The sequence below is a fragment of the Janibacter sp. LM genome (assembly GCF_039631275.1).
Lineage (GTDB): Bacteria > Actinomycetota > Actinomycetes > Actinomycetales > Dermatophilaceae > Janibacter > Janibacter terrae.
In genome coordinates this window covers 57,961-72,967 of sequence record NZ_JBDIVG010000033.1, presented here as the reverse complement: position 1 = coordinate 72,967, position 15,007 = coordinate 57,961, and the positions used below count along the sequence as shown (strand labels likewise).

16 protein-coding genes, 1 tRNA gene and 1 pseudogene are annotated in these 15,007 nt (G+C 70.9%); 9 read left to right on the top strand and 9 right to left on the bottom strand.

Features of this window, described 5'->3' with window-relative positions; translation table 11 throughout:
• Positions 1–94 precede the first annotated feature (94 nt).
• The 4 genes from ABC138_RS15645 (at position 95) to ABC138_RS15630 (ending at position 2,854) form a co-directional block, all read left to right on the top strand.
• Entirely contained in the window at positions 95–523 is a 429-nt protein-coding gene (locus tag ABC138_RS15645; RefSeq protein WP_345914258.1) for a single-stranded DNA-binding protein, read from the top strand.
• An 81-nt stretch (positions 524–604) separates the two neighbouring features.
• Positions 605–1,120, top strand: coding sequence for a hypothetical protein (locus tag ABC138_RS15640; protein WP_345914260.1), 516 nt, complete (start codon positions 605–607; stop codon positions 1,118–1,120).
• Positions 1,121–1,241: 121 nt separating this feature from the next.
• Positions 1,242–1,538, top strand: coding sequence for a hypothetical protein (locus tag ABC138_RS15635; RefSeq protein ID WP_345914257.1), 297 nt, complete (start codon positions 1,242–1,244; stop codon positions 1,536–1,538).
• Entirely contained in the window at positions 1,538–2,854 is a 1,317-nt protein-coding gene (locus ABC138_RS15630) for a hypothetical protein (RefSeq protein WP_345914256.1), read from the top strand. The genes ABC138_RS15635 and ABC138_RS15630 overlap by 1 nt, the downstream gene beginning before the upstream one ends.
• Here ABC138_RS15630 and ABC138_RS15625 read toward each other — a convergent pair whose 3' ends face one another.
• From ABC138_RS15625 to ABC138_RS15595, 7 genes and pseudogenes are all read right to left on the bottom strand, one after another.
• Complete coding sequence (locus ABC138_RS15625; protein ID WP_345914255.1) at positions 2,855–3,178, bottom strand: hypothetical protein; 324 nt, start codon at positions 3,176–3,178, stop codon at positions 2,855–2,857.
• Positions 3,162–3,536, bottom strand: coding sequence for a hypothetical protein (locus ABC138_RS15620; RefSeq protein ID WP_345914254.1), 375 nt, complete (start codon positions 3,534–3,536; stop codon positions 3,162–3,164). Before ABC138_RS15620 ends, ABC138_RS15625 begins: the two co-directional genes overlap by 17 nt.
• The gene (locus ABC138_RS15615) at positions 3,533–4,090 is read right to left on the bottom strand and encodes a site-specific integrase (protein WP_345914253.1); all 558 of its coding nucleotides are present in this window, start codon (positions 4,088–4,090) and stop codon (positions 3,533–3,535) included. The genes ABC138_RS15620 and ABC138_RS15615 overlap by 4 nt, the downstream gene beginning before the upstream one ends.
• Before the next feature lie 296 nt (positions 4,091–4,386).
• Positions 4,387–4,728, bottom strand: a pseudogene (locus ABC138_RS15610) (site-specific integrase); the annotation flags it as partial.
• 6 nt (positions 4,729–4,734) lie between these two features.
• Complete coding sequence (locus ABC138_RS15605; RefSeq protein ID WP_345914252.1) at positions 4,735–4,965, bottom strand: helix-turn-helix domain-containing protein; 231 nt, start codon at positions 4,963–4,965, stop codon at positions 4,735–4,737.
• A 182-nt stretch (positions 4,966–5,147) separates the two neighbouring features.
• Positions 5,148–5,221: transfer RNA gene (locus tag ABC138_RS15600), tRNA-Met, on the bottom strand.
• Between the two features lie 50 nt (positions 5,222–5,271).
• Complete coding sequence (locus ABC138_RS15595; RefSeq protein WP_345914251.1) at positions 5,272–8,157, bottom strand: UPF0182 family protein; 2,886 nt, start codon at positions 8,155–8,157, stop codon at positions 5,272–5,274.
• A gap of 123 nt (positions 8,158–8,280) precedes the next feature.
• On the opposite strand from ABC138_RS15595, the gene ABC138_RS15590 reads away from it, so the two are divergent.
• Positions 8,281–8,859 carry a PPA1309 family protein gene (locus ABC138_RS15590; protein WP_338538543.1) on the top strand — a complete coding sequence of 193 codons (579 nt, stop codon included), beginning with the start codon at positions 8,281–8,283 and terminating at the stop codon, positions 8,857–8,859.
• A 49-nt stretch (positions 8,860–8,908) separates the two neighbouring features.
• Here ABC138_RS15590 and ABC138_RS15585 read toward each other — a convergent pair whose 3' ends face one another.
• The gene (locus ABC138_RS15585) at positions 8,909–10,000 is read right to left on the bottom strand and encodes a PDZ domain-containing protein (protein WP_068325610.1); all 1,092 of its coding nucleotides are present in this window, start codon (positions 9,998–10,000) and stop codon (positions 8,909–8,911) included.
• A gap of 91 nt (positions 10,001–10,091) precedes the next feature.
• Between ABC138_RS15585 and ABC138_RS15580 the strand changes: the two genes are divergently transcribed.
• The 4 genes from ABC138_RS15580 to ABC138_RS15565 all read left to right on the top strand — a co-directional run bounded on the left by ABC138_RS15580 (position 10,092) and on the right by ABC138_RS15565 (position 14,389).
• On the top strand, positions 10,092–11,492 hold the full coding sequence (locus ABC138_RS15580) for a zinc-dependent metalloprotease (RefSeq protein WP_345914250.1): 1,401 nt from the start codon (positions 10,092–10,094) through the stop codon (positions 11,490–11,492).
• Positions 11,489–12,052 carry an NUDIX hydrolase gene (locus ABC138_RS15575; RefSeq protein WP_345914249.1) on the top strand — a complete coding sequence of 188 codons (564 nt, stop codon included), beginning with the start codon at positions 11,489–11,491 and terminating at the stop codon, positions 12,050–12,052. The genes ABC138_RS15580 and ABC138_RS15575 overlap by 4 nt, the downstream gene beginning before the upstream one ends.
• Positions 12,053–12,191: 139 nt before the next feature.
• A complete protein-coding gene (locus tag ABC138_RS15570; RefSeq protein ID WP_345914248.1) occupies positions 12,192–13,082 on the top strand; it encodes a TOMM precursor leader peptide-binding protein in 891 nt (296 codons plus the stop codon).
• Positions 13,079–14,389: an AarF/ABC1/UbiB kinase family protein gene (locus ABC138_RS15565; protein ID WP_345914247.1), complete on the top strand. Its 1,311-nt coding sequence runs from the start codon at positions 13,079–13,081 to the stop codon at positions 14,387–14,389. The genes ABC138_RS15570 and ABC138_RS15565 overlap by 4 nt, the downstream gene beginning before the upstream one ends.
• Here the strand turns inward: ABC138_RS15565 and ABC138_RS15560 are convergent.
• Complete coding sequence (locus ABC138_RS15560) at positions 14,386–14,970, bottom strand: HhH-GPD-type base excision DNA repair protein (protein ID WP_068325620.1); 585 nt, start codon at positions 14,968–14,970, stop codon at positions 14,386–14,388. The two genes, ABC138_RS15565 and ABC138_RS15560, sit on opposite strands and share 4 nt — an antisense overlap.
• Between the last annotated feature and the right edge of the window lie 37 nt (positions 14,971–15,007).

The window sequence follows — 15,007 nt, the reverse complement described above, 5'->3', positions numbered from 1 at the left end:
TCCCAGGCCGGAAATGACCCACGGATCAGTCAGGAGAGCCTGATTTCTGAGAGCGGACGCCATTCGAGGGTCCGCGAGATCGCAGGAGTCAGCAATGACCATCCCGACCCAGATGAGCCTCCACGGCTTCATCGCTACCGCACCCGAACTGAGCAAGCCCGACTCGAAGGACGCCCGGTTCTACGCCCGCGTCGGCGTCGAGCACTGGCGCAAGGAGCCCGACGGCTCGTTCACCAAGCTCGACCCGACGTTCCACAGCCTCGTGATGTACGGCGAGTCCGCCAAGCGGGCCTACGCCCGCTTCCGGGTAGGCGACCAGTTCGTCGCCTCGGGCTACATCACCGAGTACGAGAAGACGTGGAACGAGCAGACCGTGACCCGGGAACAGTTCGTCGCCAAGCACATCGGCCACGACACCACCTGGACCCGGTACTCGGTCGATCGGACGCCGGCGAACCAGCCCGACCCGCCGGCCGACCAGTTGACCGCGGCGAGTGAGCCGCCGCGAGTCGTCGGCCTTTGAGTCGGAGCAACTGCCATGCCGACTGTCGACGGCCCGCAGGAGTCACTGCTCGACCCCGACTTCGACGCGAGCATCCATCCGATGTTCAACGGCTCAGTCGAATACTCCGGGCCCGAGGAGCCAGAAGAGCCACTCCGGCCGCTGAACTGGAACCTCCTCTCCAGCGAAGAGGCTGAAGCGGAGTGGCTGGACCTCAACGCGTGGGTGGACTGGCTCCGGTCGACCTACGGTCTCCCGCCGACGGTGATCCCGCCCTTCTGGCATCGCCATGACGAGCTGGTCTGGGAGCTCTCAGCGCTGCACCTGCACTGGCTGAACTCCTACGACCCCGACGGGTCGCCGTCAGCCCCGATCATGTGGCACCGCGACTTCGCCGACGCCCGCCAGCGACTGCGCGAATGGGTCGCCACCTGCGGGACCCGCCTCGACCACGACCGACCTACGCGACAGACGACATGGCCGGGTGAAGACACCCAACCTGCCGGGGCCGAGGTCGTCATTGAGGACCGCGGCGCCGACTTCATCGAGTTCGTGGTCGAGGACGTCGCTGCTCGCCGCCGGATCGAGGAGCGGGTCCGCGCTGCCCGGGCTGGCTGATCCACACCAGCGACGCCGCCCAGCGCCGTCCACAGCAATCCACACAGCCGGCCCTGGATGCCGTCCTGGCAGGTGGAGTCATCAAGCGGGACTCCGGTCCCGGAATCGAAAGGAACCATTCATGTTGCTCTCTCACGCGATCACACTCGCCGAGGCCCGGTCGCACCTCGCGGCGCTTGCAAGGCGTGCGTACAACGACGAAGCATCAGCCGAGTACGAGCGCGTCCTGCTCCATCTCGACGTCATCCACGGCGACTACATCCCCGGCATCAGCGACGTCTACGACGAGGGCGCCGAGATCCTCTACGGGATCGCGGAGCGGGCGATCGAGGACCTGCTGGGCCACGGTGTCGACGCGCTCCAGGTCGAGCTTCTGCTTGACATGCTCGACGCGGCCAAGGCGAAAGACCTCCCCTGATGTACGCCGAGAACGGCGGCCACCTGCGCGCCGAACTCAGCACACTGCTGCGCCAGCACCGCGTCCAGCAACGCCTCGGAGGCGCCGGAAGCCACAGCATTCCGGAGACCACGACCGTCGAGGAACGTCGCCTCCTTGGAGAGCAGATCGGCAGGTACCGCCATTCAGGGCTCGTGTGGTGCTTTCAAGCGGTACGCGCCGCAAACCCACGGATGAACCTCCAAGGAACCAGCACCCGGACTCGCGGCCCGGCCGATGAACTGCGCTACCGGCTCGATGTGGCGATCGCCCACTCGAGCGGGCTTCCAGGGCTCGACGAGCTGACTTCCGAGCAACCATTCGCGATGGTCGAGTCGTGGCGGCAGGTCGCGCGAGCCGCAACGCTCGGCGAACACGACTTCGACGCCGGCCTTGGATACGGCCGGCTCTCCCAGGTGCAGTGCATGACCTTGCTCAAGGACGCCTCCGACGTGGCCCGTGGCCTCGTCGGACTCGACCGCCGCTACTCCAACATCCCCGGCTGGCGGCCGCTCAAGGACGCCGGCTGGCTCGCTCGCGCGGCCGAGACGTGCGCGACCTTCGCGGGGTACGACGAGCCCGACTACACGATCGACCTTCGCGGGTGGCGGCCCCGCCGCACTGTCGTTGAGGGACCTGGGCTGCCCGGACTCACGGGCGTACTCCAGGCGCAGCACAACCTGCTTGTTCACCTCGGCGAGTTCCCCGACGCCCGGAGCCTGCGACTCGTCCTCGACTCCCAGCGCATCGTCTCCCGCGACGCAGCCACCCTCGGTCCACGCGCCTCGGCCGAGTGGACCGACCGCGCCTCGACGTACCTCCGGCTCATCCACGCGACCCATGACATCGGCGGGATGGTTGGCAACGGCGGCCCTGCCGCTGGCCAAGCGGCTCTCGCAGCGAGCCGTATCGAGCAGTTCAGCCGCGCTGTGCAGGCAGGAACCGATGTCGCCGAGTCTGGGGCCCTTCGTCACCTCGCCCAACTCGGGCGCGAGATCGACGAGCGCATCACCCAGGTGATCCAGCAGGGCGCCCGCGAGCAGATCTACTTCGCCCGCGTGCCCTTCCCCCGTGTCGACAAGGACGCGGCTGGACTCGTGAAGCCGCCGCGACAGCGCTACGTGCCGATGACCGCCGATGTGTGCCAGGAACTCCTTGAACTGGTGCGTAATGAACTGCGCCCCGAGGCTGAGGCACCCCGGGCGCCGAAGAAGGCCGCTGCGAGTCGGGAAGAGCTCGCTACAGCCCTCGTGCATCGACCTGAGGCGCGCCGGGCACAGTCCGGCCCGGCGATGTGATCAGGCGCTAAGCGCCTTGCGCCGTACCGCGGCCAGATCACTTTCGAGCCGATCGAGTGCGGCCTTCAGATCGTCCGCAGGTGCGATCGCCTGCAGTACGAGCATGCGGACGACCGTCGATACCGGGAGGCCGCGCTGGTCGGCGTATTCCGCGAGCTCGTCGAACTCTTCATCCCGAAAGCGGACCTGGAGGTTCTTCGAGCGCGCGGTGCCGCGAGTGACCTTCACGTGCCCCGGCAGCGGCGCGTTCGGGTCGCTGGTTGCCTCGGCCGCCTCAGCCGCTTCGGCCTCTGCTGCGAGCAGTTCCTCAATCCCGTTGGTCATCCGCTTCTCCTTCGCTACCTGCGGCGTAGAGCCGTCGGTCCTTCTCGTTTGCTGCCCATCCGTTGACGCCGTACTCGGTCCCGTCGTTCTCCAGCACGATCACGGTGATCACATCATCCGCGGTCACCGAGAATCCGATGATCCTGACGCTCCTGCCGCTATCGCTGTTGTAGTCCGGGTCAATGACGACCCGGTTGGGGTCTTCGAGCGCCTCGTCGGCGACCGCTGGCGTGATGCCGTGCTTGCCTTGCATGTAGGCGCCGCGATGTGACCAGTCGACGCGCTCGAACACTCGCCCATCGTAATGCATTGCATTACGATTTGGAAGAGGTGTCGGTTCCACGATGTCGTCGTTCATGGCTGCTCCTCCGCTCGCTTCGGGGCAAGCGACTCCAGGATCTCGGCCGTCACTGGATCGACTGCCTCGTCGGGCTGGATGTAGTGCTCCTTGGTGATCTTCGACGAGGTGTGACCGAGCAGCTCGGCAGCGAGGTCCGGCCCACTTGCCCGGTCGAGAACGGTCGCGACCGTGCGGCGGAAGGCGTGCGGAGTGACCGCGTCGATCCCGGCTTCCGAAAGCACTGCCCGCAGGCGCCGACGGATGTTGTTGGTCGTCAGCGGCGTGCCGTTGCGGGTGAAGAACAGCAGGTGATCCGGCGCCTCGGGACCGACGACGACGAGCCTCTGCCGGATCACTTCAGCTGCGAAGCTCGGAACCGACACCACACGTGTCGACTTCTGCGTCTTCGGATGAGCCTGTCGATGCGTCGGCTTGCCCGCCGGCGAGACGATGGTCCCGCAGATCCGCACGGTGGCCGGCGACACAGTGACGTCGACATCGCACTTGCGGATCGCGAGCACCTCGCCGATGCGGGCAGAAGTGCCCAGCATGACCTCGATGATCTGCTCCAACTGACCGTCCGGCGGCGGCCCCGCGTTCCTGGCGCGCGGCGCCAACCTCGTGCGGCGTCTCGTATGGCGTCGACTTGCTCAAGAGTCAGCGCCATGGTCTGCGACGGCGGCTTGTGCATCCTGGCAATCCCGCGGACCGGGTTCTCCTTCAAAGCGTCGTACGGGACTGCCAGACCGAAGGCGAGGCTGAGGACCGTCCGAGCCTGCTTGGCCGTGCTGTAACTCTTGGTGGACGCGAGCTTCTTGATGAACTGGTCGACCTTGCGCACATTGATCTCGCGGAGGGTGTGGGACTCGAAGGCCGGCATTACGAGTTGGCGCATGTTGCGCTCGTAGAGCGCGCGTGTGCTCGGCGCAAGCTTGTCGGTGAGATCGAGATCCGCGAGCCACACCTCGACAAGCCGACCGAACGTGCTGTCTCCCGACAGGTCTCGGCTGCCGGCGGAAATGCGATCGCGACGCGTGAGTTTCTGCTTGAGGGCTCGCTCCGCAGACTTGCGACTGTCTCCCGTCGCTTGGACGAGCCGAAGCTGTCCATCGTCGTCGCGGAAGCGCACGCGCGCCTTGATCCTGCCGTTGGACGCCGGAACGTAGGTGAACTCGCCGAACGTGCCGATCGCTGTGCGTGGTCGTCCCATCTCAGGTCACCGTCCGTCCCTGTGCCCGCCGGGCCGAATCTCGCGCTGGGCCTCGATCCAGGCGACCACGTCGCTCTGGATGAACTTCACATGACGCCCGACACGGACGCCGCATGGACCCTTGCCGTCGACACGCCAGTCGTAAATGGTCGTGACTGGCACCCCGAGATACTCCGCAAGGTCCTCGATGCTGAGGAGCGGGTCGAGCCCACTGAGTGGATGCGTTTGGGTCTTCATGACCAGTAGGTGGGCCGGACGCTCCGAGCCGCTCCATGGCGTCCCGTGACAGTCCAAGGCAACTGGGCAAGCGGGCCGCTGACGGCACCTGCTGAACAGGTAGATGATGACTTTGTGATGACCGAGTCAAGTTAGAAAGCTTTCAGGCTCGGTTCCCCAGAGGGAACCGAGCCTGAAATTCGTAGCGGGGGCAGGATTTGAACCTGCGACCTCCGGGTTATGAGCCCGGCGAGCTACCGAACTGCTCCACCCCGCGTCGTTGCCTTGCAAGATGAAACTCTACGTGAACGGACGGAGCAGACCAAATCAGCTCCCCTCGAGGTCCGCCGAGCCCCCACCGGGCTGGGCCTCCGCGGCCGCCTCGAGCTGCTTCTTCAGCTCCTTCTGCGCCTCGTCGTAGCCGGCGAAGTCGCCCTCCTTCAGCGCGTCCTGGCCGTCCTTGTAGGCCTTCTGCATCCCGGCGATCGCCTCGCGCAGCTTCTTCTCGTCAGCGGTGAGGTTCTTGGGCTCCTTCGGCGGCTTCGTCGGCTCCTTCGGTGGCTGGGTCGGCTCGCCGCCGCCCGTGACGCCGGCGTCGCCGCCGAAGAGCTCGTCGAGCGCCGTCTCCAGGTCCTGGGCCCAGGCGACCTTGCCGCCGAAGGTCACGACGACGATCCGCAGCTGCGGGTAGCTGGTGCCGGAGGCGGACGAGAGGTAGATCGGCTCGACGTGGAGGAAGCCCTCCCCGACCGGCAGCGCGAGCTGGTTGCCGAAGGAGACCTGCGACCCGCCACGGTTGGCGTTGTTGAGGTAGTCGGTGAGGGTCTGCCCCCCTTCGCCGGACGTCGCGTTGGACGAGACGATGTCATTTTGCACCTGGCCCACGCCGGGCACGGTCGTGTTGCGCGGCACCGACAGCAGGCGCAGGTCGCCGTAGCCGGACGCAGGCTTGCCCTTGACGTCACCGGCGTCGGCGTCCACGGCGAGGTAGCCGGCCATGACGTTGCGCGATCCCCGGGGGATGTACGTCGACGTGAGCGACCACGAAGGGGAGGACTGGTCCGGCATCGCCAGGGACAGGAAGTAGGGCGGCTGGGCCACGCCGTCGTCCCCGCGGGACGGGTCGTCCGGCACCCGCCAGCGGTCCTGGCCGGCGCGGAAGTCGGCCGCGGAGGTCACGTGGAAGTCGGCGAGGACCGCCCGCTGCATCCGGAAGATGTCCTCCGGGTAGCGCAGGTGCGACATGAGGTCGCCGCTGATCTCGCTCTTGCTCTTCAGGGTCCCCGGGAAGGCCTTGTCCCAGGCGTCGACGATCGGGTCGGTCTCGTCCCACCTGTAGAGGTTGACCGTGCCGTCGTAGGCGTCGACGGTGGCCTTGACCGAGTTGCGCATGTAGTTGACCCGGTCACCCACGAGCGAGCTCTGCTGCTGCGTCTGGACCGAGGAGACCTGGCCCGTCTGCACGCCCGAGAGCGAGAAGGCCGTCGAGTACGGGTAGTTCTGCGAGGTCGTGTAGCCGTCGACGACCCACTGGATGCGGCCGTCGACGATCGTCGGGTAGATGTCGTCGTCGAGGGTCAGCCACGGCGCGACGCGCTGGACGCGCTCCCTGGGCGTGCGGTGCTCGAGCATCCGCGAGTCCGAGCCGACGGCGTCGGAGAGGATGAACTTGGTGTCGCGGTGGGTGATCGCGTACGCCAGCTGGCGCGGCCACGAGCCGATCGAGACGCCGCCCTTGCCCTGGTAGGTGTAGCGCGACTCCTCACCGCCGGTCGGGCGGTCGACCTCGCGCGGCGTCGACGTGTCGCCCTCCCCGACGATCGAGAAGTGGTCCATCTCCTCACCGAAGTAGATGCGCGGCTCGTACTCCCCGATCTCGCTCTCCGGCGAGATCCACTGCGGGTTGCCGGCGCGGGCCTGGGTGCCGCGGGCCATCACGAGGCCGTAGCCGTGCGTGTACACCGTGTGGTCGTTGACCCAGTCCCGCCGGTCGGCGGGGACCTTCGCGAGGTCGAGCTCCCGGGCGCCGACGACGACGTCGGTCGTCTCGCCGTCGACGTCGTAGCGGTCGACGTCGAGGTCGTCCTGGAAGGTGTAGTACGGCTGCTGCGCCTGCAGCTCCTGGTAGGTCGCGCTCATCACCGAGGGGTCGAGCAGGCGGATGCCCGGGATCGACGCCGCGTCCTCGCGCAGCTGCCCCGAGGAGACGTCGGAGACCGCGTCGTAGGTCGACGTGGACACCCCGGTCACGCCGTACGCCGCGCGGGTGGCGTCGATGTTGCGCTGGAGGTACGGCTCCTCGAGCGAGTTGCGCGACGGGGAGACCTTGTACGTCTCGACCAGCGCCGGGTAGATCGCGCCCACGACGACCGAGAGGACGACGAGCGTGCCCACGGCGATGAGCGGCAGCCGCCACGAGCGTGACCGGACGGACGCGAGGAAGAGCCCGGCGCACACGGCCGCGGCGACGGCGAGGATGTACTTCGTCGGGATGATGGCGTTCGCGCCCGTGTACCCGACACCGGTGAGGACCTCCCCTTCGCGCGTCGTCAGGCCGTGGGCGTCGAGGAGGTAGCTCCACGCCCGCAGCAGCGCGAGGACCGAGGCGATGATCGCCAGGTGGAGGAAGGCGGCGCGGGTGGAGCGTCCGCGACCGGGCGGCACGATGCCGCCGTAGACGTAGTGCGCGAAGACCGCCGCGAGCAGCGAGGAGATCGCGGCCACGGTGAGGAAGCCGACGACGAAGCTCCACCACGGCAGCGCGAAGAGGTAGTAGCTGACGTCGCGACCGAACTCGGGGTCGGAGACCCCGGTGCCGCTGCCGTTGCGCCACAGCAGCCAGGTCTGCCACTGACCGGCGGCGGCCAGACCGCCGAGGATGCCGAGCACGGCGGGAAGGGCGAGGACCGTCACCCTGCGGAAGGGCTCGATGGCCCGTCGGTACTGGGCGAGCGCCTGCTCGCCGGGCGTCATCGGGACCGAGAGCGGCCGGGTGCGGAAGGCCAGCCACAGGCTCACGCCGATCGGCACGGCGGTGACCAGGGCGCCGACGACGAAGAGGACGAGCTGGGTGCGCAGGCGCGACCACCACATCCCGGAGTAGCCGAGCGAGCCGAACCACAGGGACTCCGTCCACAGGCTCGCCGCGAGCGTCACGAGCACGAGGGCGACACCGATGGCGACCGCCACCCGGACCAACCGTCGTCGGGGCACGCGTCGGGAGGGTGGAGGACCCTCGTCCCGGGGCGGCGGCGCCCCTCTGTCGTCGTCCGGCCAACTCGCGCTGCTCATGGTGGGGCTACCGTACCCAGCCCACCCGGGAGCCGATGGGGCAGCATGGTCCCCGTGCCCGACTCGTCACCTGACCACACGTCCCCCGAGCCCCCGGCCGGGTCCACCACGGAGCCCCTGGCCGTCACCGCACTCGAGACCGAGCGCCACGTCGCCTCGGCCGGGTGGGACCAGAACCCGCGCGTCTTCGCCCTCGTCGACACCGCCGAGCTCGTCGCGGCCGAGCCGGGCCTGGCCGCGCAGTTCGGCTCCCCCGCCGACCGGGCGCCGGGTGCGCTGACGGCGATCGAGCAGGAGGACCTGCCCCGTACCGCCGACATCGAGTCGCTCCTCGGGCGGATGGCCTGGCCCGACACCGTCCACGGGGTCGCCCTCGCCGTCGAGCGCATCGTCATCCCGCCGGGCGCCGAGCGCGACCTGCCGGAGGACCCGGCGGAGGCCATGACCGCGCTCGCGGCCCACCCGCAGCGCGAGGACGTGCGCCTGCTCGTCGCCGTGCACCGCGACGGCCGCGCCGTGTGCCTGCTGCGCCAGCGGGCCAACGACCGCGACGACCGCGTCGCCACCGGCGAGGACATCGCCCCCGGCCTGGTGCACGCGCTGCGGGCGACGCTCGAGGACTGACCCTTCGAGACGGTCGCTTCGCGACCTCCTCAGGGAGCGGAGACGGTCGCTACTGCCTGACGACGTCCTCGCACGTCGGGAAGTCCGCGGTCTCCCCCTTCGCGATGGCCTCGACGGTCGAGGACGCCTCCTCGAAGTCCCCGACGGGGACCACGTGCAGGCCGTCCGGGACATGGCCGACGACGTCCGCACAGTTGCTGTCGGGCGCGAGGAACCACGTGGCCCCGCTGTCCTGCGCGCCGACCATCTTCTGCGCGATGCCGCCGATCGGGCCGACCGTGCCGGCGTCGTCGATGGTGCCGGTGCCGGCGATCTGCTGACCGCCGGTCATCGCGCCCGGGGTGAGGCGGTCACGCACGGCGAGGGCGAACATCAGGCCCGCGCTCGGCCCGCCGACGTTGCCCGCGTCGATGCGCACCTCGTAGGGGTAGTCGTACGTCGCCTCGACGCCGATCCCGACGCCGGCGCGGCCGCCGCCGAGGTCCGCCGTCCTGACCGTGACCTCGCGCGCCGTGCCCCCGCGGGTGATGCCGAGCTCGACGTCGTCGCCCGGCTGGCGGTCGGAGATCGCGGCGACGATGTCGGCGACGTGCGCGACCGGCTTGCCGTCGACCGCGGTGACCCGGTCGCGCAGCCTGACCACCCCGTCTGCGGGCAGGCCCGTGGCGATCGAGGCGACGACATTGCGCTGCGGGACCTTGGTACCCGTGCTGCGCATGCCGACGGCGATCGAGTTCTTCTGCGAGCCCTGCATCTGGGCCTCGTTGAGCTGCTCGATCTCCTGCTCGCTCGTGTCCTTCGGGAAGATCTGCTCCTCGGGCACCACGCGCGCGTCGGGGTTGAGGTGCCCGGCGACCCACTCCCAGCCGCTGATGTGCCGCTCGGGGCCACCGAGGACGCGGACCGTCGTGAAGAACAGCGCGCCGTCCGTCGGGTACGTCTTGGCGCCCTCGACCCGGACGAGCGGGCTGCCGTCGTCGAGGCGACCCAGGGTGTCGGTGGCCGGCCCGGGCTTCTCCACCGCGTACGGGACCTTGATGAAGGTGCCCGCGAGGACGACGATGAGGAGGACCAACGAGACCACGATGAGCCACGTGGCGACGCGTTCGCTGCGCGACGTGGTGTGGGTCGGATCGCTCACAGGGCCTCCTGCCCGGGTGGGAACCATCCGGGACCGCTCGTGGTTGGGTTGGGGGACAGCACATCCTCTCAGGAAGAGACGAGACGCCAGCGTGAGCAACGACCCCAGCACCCCGTCCGGTTCCCCCGGGGACGACGGTCTGCCATCGGAGATCGCCAAGATCTTCCGTGACCTCAACGGCGGCCGCGACCTGCCACCCCAGGTCCTCGAGCAGCTCAAGGCCATGGGCATCGCCGACGCCGACCCCGCGCAGGTGGCCGCGATGACCTCGCAGGTCAGGTCGATGTTCACCCCCGGGGCCATGACGAAGGGGGTCGACGTCACCTCCGCGACCACGACCGCCCAGGAGGTCGCCGAGTCCGAGGACCACGAGATGGGCACCAGGGAGTCCGTCCTCGCCGAGCAGGCCGTCCACGTCGCCTCGATGTGGCTCGACCAGGTGACCGAGCTCGAGGCGCCCTCGCTCACGGGCGCCGCGCTCTCCCGCTCCGAGTGGATCGAGGCGACGATGCCCGTGTGGGCCTCGCTCGTCGACCCCGTCGCCGACGGCCTGTCCGCCGCGATCCGGGAGTCGATGACCTCACGCCTGCAGGGCCCCGAGGCCCCCGACCTGCAGGCGATGGGCCTGCCGCCCGGGATGGACCTGTCGGCACTCACGCAGCAGCTGGCTCCCTTCGTCGACACGATGGCCTCGCAGCTGATGACCGCGCAGACGGCCGAGGCCGTGGGGACGCTGTCGGCCGACACCCTCACCGCGACCGAGGCCGGCGTGCCGCTGCTCACGACGCGGGTGGCGCTGCTCCCGGGCAATGTCGCGCGGTTCGCCGACGGGCTCGACGTGAGCCTCGACGAGGTGTGGTTGCACCTCGCGGCTCGCGAGGCGGCGCGGATGCGCCTCTTCACCGCCGTGCCGTGGATCGGCCCGCAGATCCTCGCGGCGATCCAGTCCTACGCCCGCGGCATCGCCATCGACACCGACGCGATCGACGCCGCGGTGCGCGACGCCGACCCGACCGACGCAGAGGCCTTGCAGGAGGCGCTCACCGGCGGGTTCCTGCACCCGAGCCCGACGGCCGCACAACGGCAGGCGCTCGTGCAGCTCGAGACGCTGCTCGCGCTCGTCGAGGGCTGGGTCGACCACGTCGCCGCGCAGGCGACCCGCGAGCACCTGCCGCACACGGCCGCGATGACCGAGACGATCCGGCGGCGCCGGGCCACGGGTGGACCGGCCGAGCGGACCTTCGCCGGGCTCGTCGGGCTCGAGCTGCGGCCGCGCCGGCTGCGCGACGCCGCCAACCTCTTCGCCGCGCTCGAGGAGCGGCTCGGCGCGACCGGTCGCGACGGCGTGTGGGCGCACCCGGACGTCGCGCCCACGGGCGCCGACCTCGACGACGTGCTCGGTTTCGTCGATCGCACGGCGGCCGGCGGGGCCGACACGAGCGACCTCGACGCCGCGCTCGAGTCGATCCTGCGCGAGGCGGACGAGGAGTGACCCGGGAGGACGACCTCCGGGCGCTGCTCACCTCGTGGTCGGCGCCGGACGCCGCCCAGGAGGCGCTGCGCGCCGAGTACCTCGCGCACCTCGACGCGCACGCCGGTGCCTCCTCCGACGTCCTGGCGAAGGGGGGACCCCCCGCCCACTTCACCGCCTCCTGCCTCGTCGTCGACGAGGCTCGTGAGCGGGTGCTGCTGACCCTGCACCGCAAGGTCGGACGGTGGCTGCAGTTCGGCGGGCACATCGAGCCCGGCGACGCGTCGGTCGCCGACGCCGCGCTGCGCGAGGCCGTCGAGGAGTCGGGCCTGCCCGCCGGTGCACTGACCCTGCTGCCGGGGCTGGCCCAGCTCGACCGGCACGCGCTCGGGTCGGGCTTTCGCCGGTGCACCGAGCACCTCGACCTGCGCTGGGTCGCCGTGGCCGCGGCCGGCGCCGACCCCGTCGTCTCCCACGAGTCGCTCGACGTCGCGTGGTGGCCCGTCGACGCCCTGCCGCCGGACACGGACGCCTCCGTCCTCGCCCTCGCCGCCGAGGCCACCGAGGTCGCATTCCCCTAGGGCAATGCAGCCTCGATCGTGCATTGCCCCAGGGGAATGCGGGTTCGGGTGGGGCCTGTGGATGACGGCGGCCGCGCGATCGCGGACTCGGCCAGAGTGGTGCCCCAGAGCACCACGCACCCGAGTCGAGCGAGTCGCCATGCACCCATCTCCCCACCTGCGCGGGGCGCGCCTGCGTCCCCTTCGTCGGCCTGACGGGAGCGTCCAGCTCGGGGTCGGACCACGCTCGGTGCGGCTCGTCGGGCTCACCGACGCGGAGTGCCGCTGGCTCGCCTCGCTCGACCCCGCCCGCGCGCTCACCGAGGCCGTGACGACCGCGGCGCTCGAGGGCATCGACCCTGCCCGCGCCACCGAGGTCCTCGACCGGCTCGTCGGGCGCGGCGTCCTCTCTCCCGTCGACGCCGGGCGCACGCCCCGGGTCGCGGTCGTCGGGGCCGGGGCGCTGCCCGCCCTCCTCGTCGACGTCCTGCGGCAGGGCGAGCAGGTGGACGCCGCGCGGGTGCGTCCCGGAGGCGAAGGGAGCGCCGACCTGGCCGTCGTCGTGAGCCCCGCGCCGGCAGACCCGCTCGCCGTCCAGCCGTGGCTCGCCCGGGGCACCGCGGTCCTGCCGCTGTGGTGCCAGCCCGAGCACGCCAGCATCGGCCCGGTCCTGGCGCCGGCAGGCCGGCCGTGCCTGCACTGCCTCGACCTGACCCGGGCGGGCTTCGACCCGGGGTGGCCGACCCTGCGCGCCCAGCTGACCCGGCCGCGGGTCACCGGGCCCGAACCGGCCGACGGGCGTCCCGCCCTTCGCCTCCTCGCGGCCGGGCTGGCGGCCGCGCTCGTCCTCGACCACGCCGCGGGGCGGGTCGAGTGGCCCGAGTGGTCCTTCGAGGTCGCGACGCCCGGCCCGACCCTCGAGCGCCACCGGTGGCCGGCCCAGCCGGGCTGCCCCGAGTGCGGCCAACCGAGCGCGCGTCCGGTCGCGACACCCACGGACGAAGGGGGTTCCGCCCCGCGCTCAGGATGGGGCGACACAATGGCCGGGTGACCCAGATCCCACGCGGAGCCGCCGGCCGGGCCGCGCGCCTCGCCTCGCTCCCGCTCGGCCATGCCGGGCGCAGCGCCCGCGGCATCGGCCGACGCCTCACCGGCACGCCGGCCGACGTCGTCAACGAGGAGATCCAGCGCCGCACCGCGGAGCAGCTCTTCGCCGTGCTCGGCCAGCTCAAGGGCGGCGCGATGAAGGTCGGGCAGGCCCTCTCCGTCCTCGAGGCCGCCATGCCCGAGGACCTCGTCGAGCCCTACCGCGAGATGCTCGTGCGCCTGCAGGACGCCGCTCCCCCGATGACGACGCAGGAGGTGCACGGTGTGCTCGTCCGAGACCTCGGTCCGCGGTGGCGCGAGCAGTTCGAGATCGAGGACACGCCCGTCGCCGCCGCCTCGATCGGGCAGGTCCACCGGGGCACGATGCCCGACGGGCGACGGGTCGCGGTCAAGGTGCAGTACCCCGGCGCCGACAAGGCGCTCCGGTCCGACCTGCAGCAGATCGCCCGCCTCGCCCGGGTCGCGACGACGTGGATGCCGGCGCTCGACGTCAAGCCGGTGACCGAGGAGCTGCTCGCTGCCGCCGACGAGGAGCTCGACTACGCGCTCGAGGCCGCCAACCAGCGCGCCTTCGCCGAGGCCTTCCGCGACGACCCGCACTACGCGGTCCCCGACGTCGTCCTGCAGACCCGGCACGTGCTCGTCAGCGAGTGGCTCGACGGCGCGCCCCTCGGACAGGTGATCCGGGAGGCCGACCAGGACGTGCGCGACCGGGTCGGGCGGCTGTACCTCGGGTTCATGCTGTCGGGCCCGGCGCGCGCGGGGCTCCTCCACGCCGACCCGCACCCCGGCAACTTCCGCCTCACCCCCGACGGGCGCCTCGGGGTCGTCGACTACGGCGCGGTCGCCCGCCTGCCCCAGGGCTTCCCGCCGGTCATCGGCGCCCTCGCGCGTCACGCACTCGCCGGTGACAGCGCCGCTGTCCTGGAGGGGCTGCGCGCCGAGGGCTTCGTCCTGCCCGGCATCGAGCTCGACGCGGACGAGCTGCTGCGCTACCTGCTCCCCTTCATCGAGCCGCTCCGCGAGCCCGAGCACGCCTTCACCCGCGAGTGGCTGCGCTCGGTGACCCGCGGGGTGACCGACCTGCGCGCGCCGGAGTTCGCCACCGGGCTGCGGATCAACATGCCGCGCGAGTACGCGATGATCCACCGCGTCTTCCTCGGCTCCACCGGGGTCCTGTGCCAGCTGGGAGCGACGGTCGCGGCGCGCGGGGCGATGGAGCGCCACCTCCCCGGGTTCGCCGCGGTCTAGGCCCCGCTGGTCTTGTCGGCCTTTGCCTTGGCCTTCGCGGCCTTCTTGTGGTCCCGGACCTCCTGCAGCGAGGTCTCGTCGGTCACGTCGGCGACCGAGCGGCGGGAGCCGTCCTCGGCGTACGGGCCGATCGCCTCGCGCCAGCCCGCGGGCTGCACACCGAGCTGCTTGCCGAGCAGCGCGGCGAAGATGCGCGCCTTCTGGTCACCGAAGCCGGGCAGCGCCTTGAGCCGTCGCACGACCTCGGCGGTCTCGACACCGGTCCAGATCCGCGTCACGTCACCGTCGTACTCGTCGCGCACGACGGCGGCGACGGCCTGGATGCGGCCGGCCATCGAGCGCCCGTAGCGGTGCACCGCGGGCGGCGTCGCGCACAGGTCCGCGAAGGCCTCCGGCTCCGCCTCCGCCAGCGCCGCGGGGTCGAGCGTGCCGAAGCGCTCCTTGACCTTCGCCGGCCCGGCGAACGCGCGCTCCATCGGGAACTGCTGGTCGAGCAGCATCCCGAGCAGCAGGGCGAAGGGGTCGCTCGAGAGCAGCTCGTCGGCGGTCTCGTCCTGGGCGATGCGAAGGGAGGGGGCCATGCGCTCCAGCCTCCCACGGCACTCGCCCCGCGCCGAG